Genomic DNA, 17,166 nt, shown 5'->3' on the forward strand with positions numbered 1-17,166 from the left:
TGTGAAGGAAGAATTTTTAAAACATCTGCAGAGGATTTTACGGGAGGATCAGCGGGCGTTGGAAGAGAACATGAGCAGCCATGTGACGTTCCGCACCGGAGGGCCGGCAGAGTATTATGTGCGGCCGAACCGGCAGCAGATTCAGCCGGTTCTTGAGCTGTGCAGGCGGTTTGACGTTCCCTGGATGGTGATTGGCAACGGCAGCAACCTGTTAGTGGGGGATCGGGGCATAAGAGGACTGGTTATGGAAATCGGCAGAATGATGGATCGGATTTCCATAGACGGAGAGCTTGTGACTGCAGAGGCAGGGGCGCTTCTGTCCTCTGCGGCCCGGTATGCCGCAAAAGAGAGCCTTACCGGCATGGAATTTGCTTCCGGGATTCCGGGAACCGTCGGCGGGGCGGTGGTTATGAACGCAGGCGCATACGGCGGCGAGATAAAACAGATCCTTAAGAGCGTAACAGTTCTGACTGAGGACGGCCAGGAACGGGAGCTTGGGGCCGAAGAACTGGATCTGGGCTACCGGCACAGCTGTATATTGGAACGCCGTTTGATTGTACTGGAAGCAAAACTGCAGCTTTCCAAAGGAAATCCGGAAGAAATTTCAGACCGGATGGAGGAACTGAAAAACCGGAGAGTGGAAAAACAGCCCCTGGAATATCCAAGCGCAGGCAGCACCTTTAAGCGGCCAGAAGGGTATTTTGCCGGAAAATTAATTCAGGATACAGGGCTTCGGGGATATCAGGTCGGAGGCGCCCAGGTTTCTGAAAAGCACTGCGGATTTGTCATCAATAGAGAGAAAGCGGTATCGAAGGATATTCGTCAGCTGATTACAGATGTGCAGGATCAGGTGGAGGCGCAGTTTGGAGTGCGTCTGGAACCGGAGGTAAAATTCATAGGAGATTTTTAACCGGGGAAGCATTAGGGAGGATATGGATTGAAATTTGTAATATTGACAGGAATGTCCGGCGCCGGTAAAAGTACGGCATTGAAAATAATGGAGGACATCGGATATTTCTGTGTGGATAATCTTCCGATTGCATTGATTGAGAAGTTTGCGGAACTTGTGAATGTATCGGGAGGAGAGTTGCAGAAGGCGGCTGTGGGAGTGGATATCCGCAGCGGCCAGGCATTAGATGAACTGCAGGATGTTCTGGACAAGCTGAACCAGACAGAAATTGACTTTGACATCCTCTACCTGGATTCCGCCGATGAAGTTTTAGTGAAAAGGTACAAAGAAACCAGGCGCACCCATCCCCTTGCAGCGGGAGAGCGGGTGGACAGGGGAATACAGAAGGAGCGCAGGCGCCTGGAATTTCTCAGGAAGCAGGCAGACTACATTGTGGACACCAGCAATATGCTGACCCGAGAGCTGAAAGCGGAATTAGAGAAGATTTTTGTGCAGAATCAGGATTATAAGAACCTGTTTGTCACCATTGTGTCCTTTGGGTTTAAATATGGAATTCCCACGGATTCCGATTTGGTATTTGACGTGCGGTTTCTGCCCAATCCCTATTACGTGGAAGGGCTGCGGGCCAAAACCGGCAATGACAAAGAGATACAGGATTACGTGATGCAGTATCCGGAGGCCGGCCAGTTTCTGGACAAACTGGAAGAGATGGTTAAATTCCTGATTCCCCATTACATTACAGAGGGGAAAACAGCCCTTGTGATCAGCATCGGGTGCACCGGCGGAAAACACCGTTCCGTTACCCTTGCCAACGGCCTGTTTGAACGGCTGAAACATCAGAAAGAATTTGGAATTAAGATTGACCACAGAGACATTCAAAAGGATGCGCTGCGCAATAAATAAATGCACAGAGAGGGATTTCAGATTCCGGAAAATGTGCGGCAGACAGGGATTTAGATTCCGGAAAAATGTGCAGCAGACAGGGAAAATCAGCGGGAGGAAAGCGTTATGTCTTTTTCCGGTCAGGTAAAAGAGGAACTGGTGCGCCAGGTGTCCGAGAGCAGGCATTGCAGGCTTGCAGAGATTGCGGCAATTTTAAGCTTTGCAGGAAAAACAGAAGAGGCAGGCGGAGAGCATGTTCTGCGGATTTACACAGAGAATCTCCTGCTTGCCCGTAAATATTTTATATTGATGAAAAAGACCTTTCAGGTCACATGCCGGATTGCCGTGCGGCAGAATATTTATCTTCACAAAAGCAGAACCTTTGTGATTTCACTTTTTGGGGAACAGGAGGTGAAGCGGGTGCTGCAGGCGGTGAAATGGCGGAATGAAAAAAATGAAGATATCCGGACCAGGGAGCTGGTGTGCGGCCTTCTGGTACAGAAATCCTGCTGCCGCAGGGCTTTTATCCGGGGGGCTTTTTTAAGCGCAGGCTCCATGAGCGATCCGGAGAAATCCTATCATTTTGAGATTGTCTGCACCGGAGAAGGGAAAGCCAGACAATTGATGGAGATTATCAACAGCTTTGAGATGGACGCCAAGGTGGTGATGCGCAAGAAGAACCATGTGGTGTATTTAAAGGAAGGCTCCCAGATTGTGGATATGCTGAATATTATGGAAGCCCATGTGTCTTTGATGAACCTGGAAAATGTACGGATCATAAAGGAAATGCGCAATTCGGTTAACCGTAAGGTGAATTGCGAAACAGCCAATATTAATAAAACAGTCAGTGCGGCGGTGAAGCAGTTGGAAGATATCAATTATATCAAAAATGCCAGAGGACTGGACAGCCTGCCAGATAATTTAAGGGAAATTGCACTGGTGCGTCTGGAGTACCCCCAGGCGCCGCTGAAAGAGCTGGGAGCCTATTTGGAGCCTCCGGTGGGAAAATCCGGAGTGAACCACAGGCTGCGCAGGCTGTCAGAACTGGCAGAGGAGCTGCGGCAGGCAGGAAATTAGGAGGAATTATGGAAAGAAGGAAACTTTTATTCGTATTTAACCCTTTTTCCGGAAAGGGCCAGATAAAAAGTAAGCTGTTTGAAATAGTGGATCAGTTTGTAAAAAGCGGATACGAGGTTACGGTTTATCCCACCCAGAAGCCCCAGGACGCCATGGAGCTGGTGAAGGAACGGGCCGGGGAATATGAACTGGTGATATGCAGCGGCGGAGACGGTACGTTAGATGAAGTGGTGACAGGCATGATGTGCCGGGAAAACAAGAGGCCCATCGGTTACATTCCGGCCGGAAGCACCAATGATTTTGCCAGCTCCCTGGGGTTTCCCAGGAGTATGGAGGAGGCTGCGGCGGCTGCAGTGAACGGGATTCCTTTTGCCTGCGACGTGGGAGAGTTTAACGGGGATTATTTTGTCTATATTGCGGCTTTCGGGCTGTTTACCGATGTATCCTATGCCACCAGCCAGGAGCTGAAGAACCGGATTGGACATATCGCATATATTCTGGAAGGGCTGAAACGGCTTCCCACTATACAGTCTTACCATCTGCAGGTCACCTGGGAAGGGCAGACCATTGAAGATGAATTTATCTACGGCATGGTGACCAATTCCACTTCTGCAGGAGGATTTAAAAATATTACCGGGAAAAATGTTCAGCTGGACGACGGGCTTTTTGAAGTTACGCTGATCCGTATGCCGAAAAATCCCATTGAACTGAATGAAATTATCGCAAGCCTTACCAATCTCATAGACAATACGGATTCCATTTATACCTTTAAGACCGGCAGCCTGCAGATCAAAAGCTTAGAAGAGATTCCCTGGACGCTGGACGGGGAGTACGGAGGGACCCACAGTGAGGTGGAAATCAGGAATCAGAAACAGGCCGTACAAATTATGGTAAAAAACTCAGAATTATCTGTATAAGTCCTTTTCTTTTTGGGAAAAATGCGGTAAAATGTAAACAGTATTTGTCCAGGGGCGCGTTTGGATGATATCCCGCCATTTGCTGTAGGAGCGTATCCGGAAACATCTTCCGGCAATATACGGCTCAGACAGTCTCCAGACGCGGCCCGGGGCAAATCTATATGAAATTTAGGAGAGTTCCCCGGACAGGGAACAGAAATGGAGGAAGAGAAATGTTAGTATCTGCAAAAGAAATGTTACAGAAAGCAAAAGCAGGACACTATGCTGTGGGCCAGTTCAACATCAACAATCTGGAGTGGACAAAATCTATCTTACTTACCGCACAGGAATTGAAATCTCCGGTGATTCTGGGCGTATCAGAAGGCGCTGGAAAATACATGGCCGGATATAAGACCGTAGTAGGAATGGTAAACGGTATGTTGGAAGAGCTGAACATCACAGTTCCCGTAGCAATCCATCTGGATCACGGCAGCTATGAAGGATGCCTGAAATGCGTGGAAGCAGGATTTTCTTCTATCATGTTTGACGGTTCTCATTATCCAATTGATGAGAATGTAGAAAAGACCAAAGAACTGGTAAAAATTGCCCATGACAAGGGAATGTCCATCGAAGCGGAAGTAGGCTCCATCGGCGGAGAAGAAGACGGTGTGATTGGCGCAGGAGAGTGTGCAGATCCTAACGAGTGCAAGGCAATTGCAGATCTGGGCGTTGATATGCTTGCAGCAGGAATCGGCAATATCCACGGCAAATATCCGGACAACTGGGCAGGCTTAAGCTTTGAAACATTAGATGCAGTTCAGCAGAAAACAGGCGATATGCCCTTAGTGCTTCACGGCGGTACCGGTATTCCGGAAGATATGATCAAGAAAGCAATTTCTTTGGGCGTAGCTAAGATTAATGTAAATACAGAATGTCAGCTTTCCTTTGCAGCAGCTACCAGAGAATACATCGAAGCAGGTAAGGATCAGCAGGGCAAAGGCTTTGACCCGAGAAAATTACTGGCTCCCGGCGCAGAAGCAATTAAGGCAACTGTAAAAGAGAAAATGGAATTATTCGGTTCCGTAGGCAAGGCAGAATAATTTTAAGCTCTATCCTCAGTTTATTTTGGAATTGTTTCATGCTGCAGAACCGGGGCATTTATCAAACACGCGCTGGGAGCCCTGTTGTCTATTTTTTATAAAAATAAGACAGAAATGAAATAAATTTATCCGAAATAGCAAAAAATAAAATATTTCTGAAAATTCTATTGCTTTTTTCTAAAAAGTAGAGTATCTTATTACCAGACAGAAAATAAACGATAGAACAAGGGTGTTCCAAGAGGCTTGGAATGCCCTTTTTTTGGAAAGGATGAGAATATGAGCGAATACTATAATGTAGCGGAAATCTTTGGTGAAAACGTGTTCAACGATGCAGTCATGCAGGAACGGCTGCCCAAGAAGGTTTACAAAAGGCTAAAAGATGTGATCAGCGAGGGAAGAGAACTGGATCTGGAAACGGCGGACGTGGTTGCCCATGAGATGAAAGAGTGGGCCATTGAAAAGGGGGCCACCCATTATACCCACTGGTTTCAGCCTTTAACCGGCGTAACGGCGGAAAAGCACGATTCTTTTATTACAGCGCCCATGTCCAATGGAAAAGTCCTGATGAGTTTTTCCGGAAAAGAGCTGATCAAGGGAGAGCCGGACGCCTCATCTTTCCCTTCCGGCGGCCTTCGGGCCACGTTTGAAGCAAGGGGCTATACTGCCTGGGACTGCACCTCGCCGGCATTTGTAAGGCAGGATGCAGCAGGAGCCACGCTCTGTATCCCCACCGCTTTCTGTTCCTACACCGGAGAGGCGCTGGATCAGAAAACCCCTCTGCTGCGTTCCATGGAAGCAATCAATGCTCAGTCCATCCGCCTGCTGCGGCTGTTCGGCAATGTTACCTCCAAAAAAGTAACTCCCTCCGTGGGGCCGGAGCAGGAATACTTTCTGGTTGACCGGCAGAAATATTTAAAGAGAAAAGATTTGATTTTTACCGGGCGCACGCTGTTCGGCGCAATGCCTCCCAAGGGCCAGGAAATGGATGACCACTACTTTGGCGCCATCCGGGAGCGGATTGCGGCTTATATGAAGGACGTGAACAAAGAACTGTGGAAACTGGGAGTCAGCGCCAAAACCCAGCACAACGAAGTGGCTCCTGCGCAGCACGAACTGGCGCCTATTTATGCAGAAGCCAATATTGCGGTGGATCACAACCAGCTTGTAATGGAAACGTTAAAGAAAGTGGCCGGCCGTCATGGAATGACCTGCCTTTTGCATGAAAAGCCTTTTGCCGGGGTCAACGGCTCCGGCAAACATAACAACTGGTCTATTACTACAGACGATGGCATCAATATGTTAGATCCGGGCAAGACTCCCCATGACAATATTCAGTTTCTTTTAGTGCTGACCTGTATTCTGAAAGCAGTGCACAAACATGCGGATCTGCTTCGGGAATCTGCAGCAGATGCAGGAAATGATCACAGATTAGGGGCAAATGAGGCGCCGCCTGCCATTATTTCTATTTTCCTTGGCGAGCAGCTTCAGGATGTTCTGACCCAGCTAATCAGCACCGGAGAAGCCACCCGAAGCCTGAAGGGGGAAGTGCTTCAGACCGGCGTAAAGACGCTGCCGGATTTTATGAAAGACGCCACAGACCGAAACCGCACCTCACCCTTTGCCTTTACCGGCAATAAATTTGAATTCCGCATGGTGGGCTCCAATGATTCCATTGCGGCGCCCAATGTTGTGCTGAATACCATTGTGGCGGAAGCGTTTTCTGATGCCTGTGATGTGCTGGAGAAGGCCGATGATTTCGAGATGGCAGTCCATGACCTGATCAAGATGCAGGCCATTGAACATCAGGATATTGTCTTTAATGGAAACGGCTATTCTCCGGAATGGGTGGAGGAAGCAGAACGCAGAGGGCTTCCCAATATCACCAATATGGTGGATGCAGTTCCGGCCCTTGTTACAGAGAAGGCAATTGCATTGTTTGAGAAATTCAATGTGTTTACAAAAGCGGAACTGGAGTCCAGAAGCGAGATTCACTATGAGAACTATGCAAAAGCCATTAATATAGAAGCCAGGGCAATGATTGATATGGCAGGGAAGCAGATTATTCCGGCTGTCATTAAATATACTACAGCCCTTGCAAATTCCATCAATTCCGTAAAAGCTGCCTGTGAGGCCGATTTAAGCGTTCAGATTGGACTGCTGACAGAAGTTTCCGGGCTTCTGGCTGAAACAAAAGCAGCGTTAACCAGGCTCACCGGGGCTGCAGAACAGGCCTGTGCAATGCCTCAGGGCAGGGAACAGGCGGTATGTTACCGGGATGAGGTCAAAACAGCCATGGACGCGCTCCGCGCTCCGGTAGATAAACTGGAAATGATTGTGGACAAAGAAATGTGGCCCATGCCGTCCTACGGAGACTTGATTTTCGAAGTATAAGGTGCAGAAAGGGAGGATGCCAGGTAACCTCTTTGTCACCTGGCATTTATTATGAAAAAGTTTATTCAAATAGTAACTTGTGATTGTCATTTGTTATGGTTTTATTATATGCGGAAGAAATGAAGTTTTCATGTTGCTGAAATGAAACTTTTTTGAATCTAAAATGAATAATCTGTGAACAGAACAGATAATAAACGGTATTTTTGTCGGACCACAACGCTGTGGAGAACGGGAAAAGTACCGTTTTTTATATAGAAAAATTGATTACAGGGAGGAATTATTATGACAGAAGAAACAATTGTAAGCCTGATAAGTGAACATACCTTTGGCATCTGGTTTTTAATCGGAGCTGCGCTGGTGTTTTGGATGCAGGCAGGCTTTGCTATGGTGGAGGCAGGTTTTACCAGGGCAAAGAACAGCGGAAATATTTTGATGAAAAATCTGATGGATTTCTGTATCGGGACGGTAATGTTCATTTTGATTGGTTTTTCCCTTCTGTTGGGAGAAGATTTAATGGGTTTTATCGGGAAGCCGGGATTTGACATTTTTACCGCTTATCAGGAATTTGATTTTTCTAATTTTGTATTTAACCTGGTATTCTGCGCCACTACGGCCACCATTGTGTCCGGCGCTATGGCGGAGCGGACCAAGTTTTTGTCCTACTGCATTTATTCCGGTGTGATTTCTGCATTGATTTACCCTATTGAAGCTCACTGGATCTGGGGCGGCGGCTGGCTGGCGCAGATGGGATTTCATGATTTTGCAGGTTCCTGCGCCATCCATATGGTAGGCGGTATCTCCGCCCTGATCGGAGCAAAAATATTGGGTCCCCGAATTGGAAAATTTACCACAGACAAAAACGGAAAGGTTACGAAAGTTAATGCATTTCCGGGACATAATCTCCCGCTGGGATGCCTGGGATGCTTCATTCTCTGGTTTGGCTGGTATGGGTTTAACGGAGCGGCAGCAACCAGTATCCCTCAGCTTGGTTCTATCTTTTTAACGACAACTATTGCGCCGGCTGTGGCAACGGTGGTTTGTATGGTGTTTACCTGGGTGAAATTCGGCAAACCGGATGTTTCCATGTGTCTGAATGCGTCATTGGCGGGACTGGTGGGAATTACCGCGCCCTGTGATGTAACAGACGCCTTCGGCGCGCTGGCCGTTGGAATTGTCTCAGGCCTTTTGGTGGTATTTGGCGTATGGTTCCTGGATTACAAGCTTCATGTGGACGATCCAGTGGGCGCCGTTGCAGTACATTGCTTAAACGGAATCTGGGGAACTTTGGCTGTAGGGCTTTTTGCCACTTCTTCTGCGCCGGGAAGCGAGATTGACGGCCTGTTTTACGGCGGCGGCTTTCATCAGCTTGGCCTGCAGGCATTGGGAATCCTGTCAGTAGGAATCTGGACGGTTGTGACAATAACCATTGCGTTTCTGGCAATTAAGGCAACGATTGGGCTTCGGGTGACGGAGGAAGAAGAGATAGTGGGTCTGGATTCCACAGAACATGGAATTGCTTCTGCATATTCTGGATTCAGCATTATGGATGTATCCAACACGATGACGATGGATATCAACGAAAATACCAATCTGGGTACGCCGGAGTATGAGAATGCTTCTGAGGCATTAAGAGACGCGGCAGTTCCGGTGGTGGCTGCACCAGGCGTTGGCGCCGGCAGCGGTATGTACAAAGTCACAATTGTGGCGAAGCTGTCCCGGTATGACAAACTGAGAAAGGCCATGAATGAGCTTGGTGTCACGGGAATGACTGTTACTCAGGTAATGGGCTGCGGAATTCAGAGAGGCGCCGGAGAGAAATACAGGGGCGTGGAACTGGACGCAACCTTGCTTCCGAAAGTAAAACTGGAAATTATCGTCGGAAATATTCCGGTGGAGAAAGTAATTCAGGCGGCGAAGAAAACACTGTATACCGGACATATCGGCGATGGCAAGATTTTTGTGTATGAAGTGGCAAAGGTTGTGAAAATCCGCACCGGCGAGGAAGATCTGGAGGCGCTTTTGGATGTGGAGTAGATAAGGAAAGGGAAGTTTTAGGACAGGGAAAGATAATTTATAAGGAAAATGCGGAAGAATTTTTATATCGGCGAAAGGAGAAAATCTCTGGATTTTTTGGCACAAACGGATTATAATGGATCAAAGACCAGTACAGCGGGAGGATTGGGAAATGGAAAATAATCTGTTGTTTGTCAACCAGAATAAAGAAATTATTCAGGAATTTCTGACAGCTATGGAGGGGAGAAAGGGGAATTTCGTTACAGACACGGCAGACAGCGGTCTGGAGGCTGCGTATCTATTGAAGAAAAAGAAATATAAGGTGGTAGTCACAGGACTGGATCTGCCGACGTATGACGGTTCTAAGGTGATAGAGTATTTAAACCGCAATTATCCGGAAACCGTGTGCATTGTATACACCTGGAGACTGGAGCTGGCCCACCTGAGGCTGCTGATCAATGAGAGGAACGTATTCCGGATTTTTCAGAGGCCGGTAAAGTACCACAAGCTGTACGATGCCATAATGGACGGAATTGTAAAATATGACCGCCGTGAAATTGATGTGCTGAACCGCCGTGAGATGGAACAGGAATTGAGGAAAAAATCCCTACAGGCGGCGGAATTAAAAAGGGTGACAGAAGAAAGGGACTGGGAGCGGGAAGAACTGGTGAAGTTTTTGGGTTCTCTGCTGAATGTGTTCCTTCATGACGTCAAATCCCAGCTGCCGGGAAAGGGAACCTGGCAGCTGGCCCGTTATGAAAAGAAGCTGACCGCCTGGCTGTTAGAGCATGAACGGTCGCCGTTAAAGAGCCTGGAGGAAGTGAAAAAGGATATTTACGGCAGATTTCTGCATCCGGAGTATAACCAGAAAGTGGAAATCCGTCTGGATGAGGGAGCGGGAGTGCCTTCCCAGGAGTTTTGCGGCAGCCTGCATTTCATTGTCTGGCTCCTTCTTACAAGGTTTGTCATGATTTCTTCCGTTTATGATGTCCGGGTGATTCTGATTCCCATGGGCCAGGAGCGGTTCCGTGTGCGGGTGGAAGGCCTGTTTCCGGAAGGCGTCTGGGGAACAGCCCATGAAGAGATGACCGCACGGGTGATGACCAGTGTCACCCAGACAATCTTAGAGAGCTTTGCTCAGCGTTTTACCCAGAGCATCAGCGATGAAAAAGTTATTTACTATATGGAGCTGTAAATCGGTCTTTCCATTGATCAGAAATGGGGCTGTCGGGAAACAGCTCCATTTCTGTCTGTATTCAGCGATAAAAGCATGCTCACTGAAATCAGGGATTTTCTTCCGGTATCTCGTTCTCTCCGATATTGTTGTCCTCAGGAGCGTTGTCCTCCGGCGGATCGATATCTTCCGGTTCTTCCGGCATCTCGTCCTCCGGCGGATCGTCATCCTCTTTTTTATCACTGGTATGCTCTTTGTCGTCTTTGTTGGGCTTGCCTGTGATTCCCTGTGACTGATCGGGAATTTCCACCGGCGGGATTTCCGGAACCATGGAAGCGGCCGTGTGGACGGTACAGTAATTTTCCTGTGACAGAGAATCCGACAACAGGAAAGGCCCGTCCTCCGTATCCGGAGATCCGCCTACAATATAGATGCCGCCCTGTCTGTTTTCCTGTGGGCAGAATTCGTTTGCAAGCATACCGGAAGCTGTGCAGATGGTGGCGCTTACGTGGTGATCGCAGTACTCTGTGGGGACGGTTCCGGCGGCAAAAAATTCCGTTTCCACCATGCTTCCCCTGGGATCGGCGTCGCACAGGCCCTCCACGGCCAGTTTGCCGGATTTTTTGCATACGGCAGCAGTGGTGATGCCTTCCGGCTGGGTAAAATCTCTGTACTCCAGATTTTCATGAATTCTTCCCATAATATTGCGCCAGAGGGTTTTGGGATTGGAAGTCAGCGCGCCGTCCTGGGGAGTGTTGTCGTCGTATCCGCACCAGACAGAGCAGGTGTAGTAAGGGGTAAACCCGGCGAACAAAGCGTCCCTGTTCTTGGTGGTGGTTCCTGTTTTGCCTGCAATGGGCATATTTCCGAAGTTTACTGCGCCGCCGGTTCCCACTGTGACCACATCCTGCATGGCGGAAGTCAGCAGAAAGGCAGTGCTTTCCTTCAGTACCGTATGAGTTTCCTGGGTATTGTCAATCAGCACATTGCCGTTGTGATCCAGAATCCTGGTATAAAACCGGGGTTTTGTGTAGGTTCCGCCGTCGGCAATGGTGGCATAGGCGGCAGTCAGCTCCAGATTGGTAACGCCCTGAGTAATGCCCCCTAAAGCTAAGGACTGTACAATATCATCTTCCGTCAGTGTGGTAAATCCGAAGTTTGTCAGATAATCATAACCGGTCTGAGGAGAAATATCAGTCAGGGTTTTGACGGTTACCACGTTGATGGATTTGGTAATGGCGTAGCGGATGGTGGTAAATCCCCGGTAATTATTGTCATAGTTGCGCAGGGAGGTTCCGTTGGCATAGGAAAAGGGAGCGTCGTCCTGGACGGTAGCCAGAGTCATTCCGGCGGTGTCTAAAGCCGGAGCGTAAGCGGCAAGAACCTTGAAGGTAGAGCCGGGCTGCCTGGTGGTGTCCGTGGCCCGGTTCAGGGTACGGCTTCCGCTTTTATCGCCTCTTCCTCCCACGATTGCCTTAATGTCTCCGGTAAATTGATCCATAATGGTGACGGCTGCCTGGGGCTGCAGGGTAAACACCACAGATTCCCCGTTCTCAACAATGGTATCACCCGGCCCCATAATTTCTGATTTATAAGCGTCGATGGCCGCCTGGGCCTCTTCCTGACTGGAAAAATTCAGGGAGTAATCCGGATTGGAGGCGCTGTAATAGGAAATCATGGTCTGATCGCTGTAATTTTTCATAGTGCCGTCTTTTTCTTCCACGGTCAGCCGGTAGGAGAAGGAATACTGAGGCGCTGTGGAGTAATTTTCCGCGTTATTGACTTCTTCATCGCAAATCTGCTGAATTCCCATATCCTGGGTGGATTCAATGGTAAGGCCGCTGTTGTAGAGGGCTTTGTAAGCCTGGGTGTCGGTATATCCTTTTTTCTCCACCAGATCCCTGGCCACCTGGTCAATGACCGCATCTACAAAATATGAGTTGGGGTTGTCTGCCGCATATTCAATATTTACCTGCTGAATGCGGGAATAAACGTCGTCTTTTAAGGCCTCATTGTATTCATTGTCTGAAATATAGCCCTGATCCTTCATATTTTTCAGAACCAGTCTCCGCCGCTTGTCATTTTCCTTGGGATGGCTCACCGGGTTGTAGGCGGAAGGATTTTTGGTGATCCCGGCGATTACAGCCCCTTCCGACAAAGACAGTTCCGAGACGTCTTTGCCGAAATAACGGCGGGAAGCAGACTGTACGCCCAGGGTATTCTGTCCCAGATTGATGGTGTTTAAATAATTTTCCAATACCCATTCCTTGGATTTTACCTTGCTCAGCTCTATGGCAAGATACTGTTCCTGGATTTTCCGCTTTACCTTCTCAATGCCGGACTGATTGGTCCATCCTTCAAATACGTTGTTTTTCAGAAGCTGCTGTGTGATGGTGCTTGCGCCCTGACTGAAATGAAAGCCATTGGCAATGCCGGTAAAGCCCGCCCGGATAATTCCTTTCAAATCAATGCCGTTGTGTTCGTAGAACCGTTCGTCCTCAATGGCCACAAAGGCATGCTGAAGATCTTCTGGAATTTCATCCAGCGTGACATACACCCGGTTGGAGCCGGAAGCCACCAGTTTGGCGGTCTGATTGCCCTGGTTATCCAGGACTACGGACAGATAGCCGGTGGGGGTGGGGTCAATATCAGAAATATCCGGGGCAGAATCAATAATGCCCTTGAAAACTCCGATTCCTGCGCAGCCGCCGATGACAACAGCCGCTATGAAGCAGATCAGCAGCGTTTTAAAGAAAATCACTGAAAATTTCCTGCGTACCAGAGAGGCTGTGGAAGTAAGTTGTTTTTCTTTCCGCGATACGCCTTTTTTTCCATAATTCATTGGTAAACCTCCTTTACAAAGAAATGCCGAATACAATCCGTGAAATATTACCCATATTTATAGAGGTAGTATCTGATTTATCACTGCAAATTAACCATAAGATTCCTGCCGCCGTAAAGACGGAAGGCAAAACTTTCTCCATATTATAACAAAAAAGAATTGCGAAATAAAGAAAAATTTTGCGGCTTGTGGAATTACCTGTAAATATGTTAAAATGAAAAACAGCGGAGCAGGCCTTAACATGATATGCAGGCATGTCCCAAAGACCGGCAGAGGGAGGAAATTAGTTCAGTGAAAACATTGTACCAGGGCGGAAGCGGCGAGATTGTGGAAAAAAAGTCACGTTTTATTGCAACCACAGAGAAAATCGAAACAGAAGAAGAGGCATTGGCATTTATCGGAAGAATGAAAAAGCAGTACTGGGACGCAAGACATAACTGCTATGCTTTTGTTGCCGGGGAACATCACAGCCTGCAGCGGTGCAGTGATGACGGAGAACCTGCCGGCACAGCCGGACGCCCCATGTTAGATGTGCTGCTTAAGGAGGACATTCACAATATTGCCGTGGTGGTCACCAGATATTTCGGCGGAACGCTTCTTGGAACCGGAGGTCTGGTGCGGGCTTACCAGAAGGCGGTGCAATCTGGCTTAGAACACAGCGTGATCATTGATAAACTGCCGGGAAGGCTTCTTAAGGTGGAATGCGATTACAATACCATTGGAAAGATCCAGTATATCCTGGCGCAGAAGCAGATAACGGCTGTTGATGTCAGCTATACCGACAAAGTAGTGACAGAGGTGATGGCGCCCATGGATCAATTGGAGCTGCTGCAGAAGGAAATTACAGATAAAACCAGCGGAACAGCAGGTTTTCAGGTGGGCGGGCCTGCAGAATTTGCCGTAATTGACGGAAAAATAAAAATTTTTAAAAAAATTTAAAAAAATGCTTGCAATTCTGTCAGAACTCGTATATAATACATTTTGTTGAAAACAATGGCCCATCGCCAAACGGTAAGGCAACGGACTCTGACTCCGTCATTTCAAGGTTCGAATCCTTGTGGGCCAGCTTGAAACCCATCACAGAATGTGATGGGTTTTTATCATATATACAGAAAGTTGGAAATGGGAGGAAGTTATGTACCGTTTTGATAGCAGAGTTCGTTACAGTGAAGTGGACAGCAAAGGCGCCGTTAAGATGAATGCGATTCTGGATTATTTTCAGGACTGCAGTTCCTTTCAGGCGGAAGAGCTGGGCGTGGGTCTTTCTTATATGGCAGAACAGGGCCTGGTCTGGGTATTGACCTGCTGGCAGGTGGAGCTGAAGCGTTATCCTGTTTTTGGTGAAAAAATACAGGTCAGCACATGGCCCTATGATTTTAAAGGCTTTTTCGGCTACCGCAATTACACCATGAAGGGTGAAGGGGAGGAGCTTCTGGCATGCGCCAATTCCATCTGGGCGCTGCTTGACATTGAAAGCAAAAAGCCGGTCAGGGTGCCGGAGGAGATGACGGACGCCTATGAATTTTTTCCCAGGCTGCCTATGGAACCTGGGTCCAGAAAGGTGGTTCTGCCAGAAGGGATGGAGGCGAAGGAGCCTTTTCCCGTGCACAAATATCACATTGACACCAATCAGCATGTGAATAATGGAAAATACATCTGCATGGCCCAGGAATATCTGCCTTCTGGATTTCATACCGGCAGGATGAAGGCGGAATACCGGAAAGCTGCCGTATATGGAGATATGATATATCCCTATGCCATTCAGGGAGAGGACAAAATCACTGTAAATCTGGCGGATGCCCAGGGCAATCCCTATGCGGTGATAGAATTGGAGGAAAAAGTATGATTCGGTTAGGAGAAAAGCAAAGTCTTACAGTGGTAAAACAGGTAGAATTCGGCGTTTATCTGGCAGAACGGGAAGGGGACGAGACAAGGGTGCTGCTTCCGGCCCGGCAGGTGCCGGAAGGAACGCAGATGGGAGATAGGATAGAAGTGTTTGTCTATAAGGATTCCAAAGATCGGATGATTACCACCACCCGGGAGCCGAAGCTGAAAATGGGAGAGGTGAAAGCACTTACCGTCATATCCGTACAGGGCATCGGCGCATTTCTGGACTGGGGCCTGGAAAAAGATTTATTTCTTCCGTATAAAGAGCAGATCGGCAAAGTCCGGGAGCAGGACGAAATACTGGTAAGGCTGTATACGGATAAAAGCAGACGGCTCTGCGCCAGTATGAAAGAGATTTATGAAATACTGGATACCGACTCTCCGTATCAGGCGGGAGATACGGTGCAGGGACGGGTCTATGAGTTCAGCGACAATTTCGGTACGTTTGTAGCGGTGGATGACCGCTATTCCGCGTTGATTCCCCGTCATGAGGATCACAGTTTTCTTCGGATTGGAGACTGTGTCAATGCCAGGGTGACCGGCGTAAAACCCGATGGGAAACTGGATCTGACTACGAGGGAAAAGGCCTATGTGCAGATGAATCAGGACGCCCTTAAGGTGTTGGAGCTGTTGGATCAGTACGGGGGCGAGCTTCCCTTTACTGATAAAGCGTCTCCGGAGCTTATTCTGCAGGAAACCAAAATGAGCAAAAATGCGTTTAAGCGTGCAGTGGGGCGGCTGTACAAGGAACGGCAGATAGAAATTACCAAAGAAAATATCCGGAAATTATAGGAGGGAGCTATGTCTGAAAACAAAGGTGTAAATCGTATTTTTCTGCTGACGGTGGTTCTCTATGTGGGGATGAGTTTTGCATTAAGTTTCTTATCGGTTTTTGTTCCTTCATTCCAGAACATGTCCAATTATACTGCCATCCTGATTTCACAGATGTTGGTGTTTGTGCCGGGATTTCTGTACCTCAGAACAGTTTCCCGCCGGGTTCCCGCTGTAGTGCAGCAGGAAGAAGGACGGCAGGAGGAACGAAAAACAGGAATTCTGCAGCTGCTTCCCTATCGGAAAATCAGCATCGGTACCATAGCCCTTGTGGTGGTGTGTACGTATCTGATGTACCCCCTGATCATTGTGCTGAATGCTATTTCCATGATTTTCAGCACTTCCGGCTCAGCGGCAGTTCTGGATATGGTGCAGGGGCAGAATTTTTTTCTCAGCCTGCTGTTTACAGCGGTAATGCCGGCCTGTGTAGAGGAATTTCTGTTCCGGGGCCTGATGTTTCAGACCTATAAAAAGAGCAGGATGCTTCCGGCCATTCTGCTGACCGGATTTCTGTTCGGCTGTATGCATATGAACCTGAACCAGTTCATCTATGCTTTTGCCCTCGGCATTTACCTGGCGTTTCTGGTGGAAGCCACCGGCAGTATCTTCAGCTCTATGATCGCCCACTTTACGCTGAATGCCACCAGTGTGGTGATGAGCTTCCTTCTTCCCATCCTGTACCATGCCGCAGGCATAGACCCCGATATGCAGATACAGGCAGGCGGCTATGCCTCCACTATGGAAAGCAGCGAGCTTCTGATGTTCCTGATGGGAATTACAATCTGGGCGATTATTGCAGTAGGCACCACCTGCGGCGCAGTGGGAATTTATATCGCCATCTGTAAAATCAACCATCGCTGGGACTATGTGAAAAGAATGTTCTCAGGAGGGACGAGAGAGCGGATCATTACCATTCCGCTGATTGCTGCGGCGCTGATCTGCTTTGCGGTGATGGGAATGCGTATTTATATAGAAAGAATGGGATAGAATAAAGGCAGGGGCGTTGGAACTGTTTGTATGATGTCTGGGACTACAACGAAGGTTTTATATTTGGGTACGGACAGAACTACCGGATTGCCCTTTGCCCCGCAAACCGGGCAGTGTTCCGGCGAACTAACTGCGAACTGCGTCTAAGGAGTTCCGGAGAGCCGTCACTCCCAAGA

General features: G+C 48.4%; 13 protein-coding genes and 1 tRNA gene. 13 read left to right on the forward strand and 1 reads right to left on the reverse strand.

What is annotated here, in order from left to right; genetic code table 11:
• The first annotated feature begins 1 nt into the window (after nt 1).
• The 8 genes from murB (at nt 2) to ACTO17_RS15300 (ending at nt 10,464) form a co-directional block, all read left to right on the forward strand.
• Nucleotides 2-910 carry a UDP-N-acetylmuramate dehydrogenase gene (gene murB / locus ACTO17_RS15265; RefSeq protein ID WP_482558535.1) on the forward strand — a complete coding sequence of 303 codons (909 nt, stop codon included), beginning with the start codon at nt 2-4 and terminating at the stop codon, nt 908-910.
• Nucleotides 911-937: 27 nt separating this feature from the next.
• Nucleotides 938-1,813 carry an RNase adapter RapZ gene (gene rapZ, locus ACTO17_RS15270; protein ID WP_172535756.1) on the forward strand — a complete coding sequence of 292 codons (876 nt, stop codon included), beginning with the start codon at nt 938-940 and terminating at the stop codon, nt 1,811-1,813.
• A 105-nt stretch (nt 1,814-1,918) separates the two neighbouring features.
• A complete protein-coding gene (gene whiA / locus ACTO17_RS15275; RefSeq protein WP_172535757.1) occupies nt 1,919-2,869 on the forward strand; it encodes a DNA-binding protein WhiA in 951 nt (316 codons plus the stop codon).
• Between the two features lie 8 nt (nt 2,870-2,877).
• Nucleotides 2,878-3,786, forward strand: coding sequence for a diacylglycerol/lipid kinase family protein (locus ACTO17_RS15280; RefSeq protein ID WP_172535758.1), 909 nt, complete (start codon nt 2,878-2,880; stop codon nt 3,784-3,786).
• Between the two features lie 212 nt (nt 3,787-3,998).
• Nucleotides 3,999-4,865 carry a class II fructose-1,6-bisphosphate aldolase gene (gene fba / locus ACTO17_RS15285; RefSeq protein WP_135989757.1) on the forward strand — a complete coding sequence of 289 codons (867 nt, stop codon included), beginning with the start codon at nt 3,999-4,001 and terminating at the stop codon, nt 4,863-4,865.
• 276 nt (nt 4,866-5,141) lie between these two features.
• A complete protein-coding gene (locus tag ACTO17_RS15290) occupies nt 5,142-7,256 on the forward strand; it encodes a glutamine synthetase III family protein (RefSeq protein ID WP_482558536.1) in 2,115 nt (704 codons plus the stop codon).
• 282 nt (nt 7,257-7,538) lie between these two features.
• Nucleotides 7,539-9,290 (forward strand): ammonium transporter, encoded by a 1,752-nt coding sequence (locus ACTO17_RS15295; RefSeq protein ID WP_172535760.1) that lies wholly within the window; start codon nt 7,539-7,541, stop codon nt 9,288-9,290.
• Between the two features lie 151 nt (nt 9,291-9,441).
• Nucleotides 9,442-10,464, forward strand: a complete 1,023-nt coding sequence (locus tag ACTO17_RS15300; protein ID WP_172535761.1) for a response regulator — start codon at nt 9,442-9,444, stop codon at nt 10,462-10,464.
• Between the two features lie 88 nt (nt 10,465-10,552).
• Here the strand turns inward: ACTO17_RS15300 and ACTO17_RS15305 are convergent, their stop codons facing one another.
• Nucleotides 10,553-13,285: a transglycosylase domain-containing protein gene (locus tag ACTO17_RS15305; protein ID WP_172535762.1), complete on the reverse strand. Its 2,733-nt coding sequence runs from the start codon at nt 13,283-13,285 to the stop codon at nt 10,553-10,555.
• A gap of 291 nt (nt 13,286-13,576) precedes the next feature.
• Between ACTO17_RS15305 and ACTO17_RS15310 the strand changes: the two genes are divergently transcribed.
• The 5 genes from ACTO17_RS15310 (at nt 13,577) to ACTO17_RS15330 (ending at nt 16,990) form a co-directional block, all read left to right on the forward strand.
• Nucleotides 13,577-14,224: a YigZ family protein gene (locus ACTO17_RS15310; RefSeq protein ID WP_172535763.1), complete on the forward strand. Its 648-nt coding sequence runs from the start codon at nt 13,577-13,579 to the stop codon at nt 14,222-14,224.
• Between the two features lie 55 nt (nt 14,225-14,279).
• A tRNA-Gln gene (locus ACTO17_RS15315) sits at nt 14,280-14,351 on the forward strand.
• Nucleotides 14,352-14,420: 69 nt separating this feature from the next.
• Nucleotides 14,421-15,131, forward strand: coding sequence for an acyl-[acyl-carrier-protein] thioesterase (locus tag ACTO17_RS15320; RefSeq protein WP_482558537.1), 711 nt, complete (start codon nt 14,421-14,423; stop codon nt 15,129-15,131).
• Nucleotides 15,131-15,964, forward strand: a complete 834-nt coding sequence (locus ACTO17_RS15325) for a CvfB family protein (protein WP_482558539.1) — start codon at nt 15,131-15,133, stop codon at nt 15,962-15,964. The genes ACTO17_RS15320 and ACTO17_RS15325 overlap by 1 nt, the downstream gene beginning before the upstream one ends.
• 9 nt (nt 15,965-15,973) lie before the next feature.
• Nucleotides 15,974-16,990 (forward strand): CPBP family intramembrane glutamic endopeptidase, encoded by a 1,017-nt coding sequence (locus ACTO17_RS15330; RefSeq protein ID WP_482558538.1) that lies wholly within the window; start codon nt 15,974-15,976, stop codon nt 16,988-16,990.
• Nucleotides 16,991-17,166 lie beyond the last annotated feature (176 nt).

Source organism: Petralouisia sp., assembly GCF_056822245.1.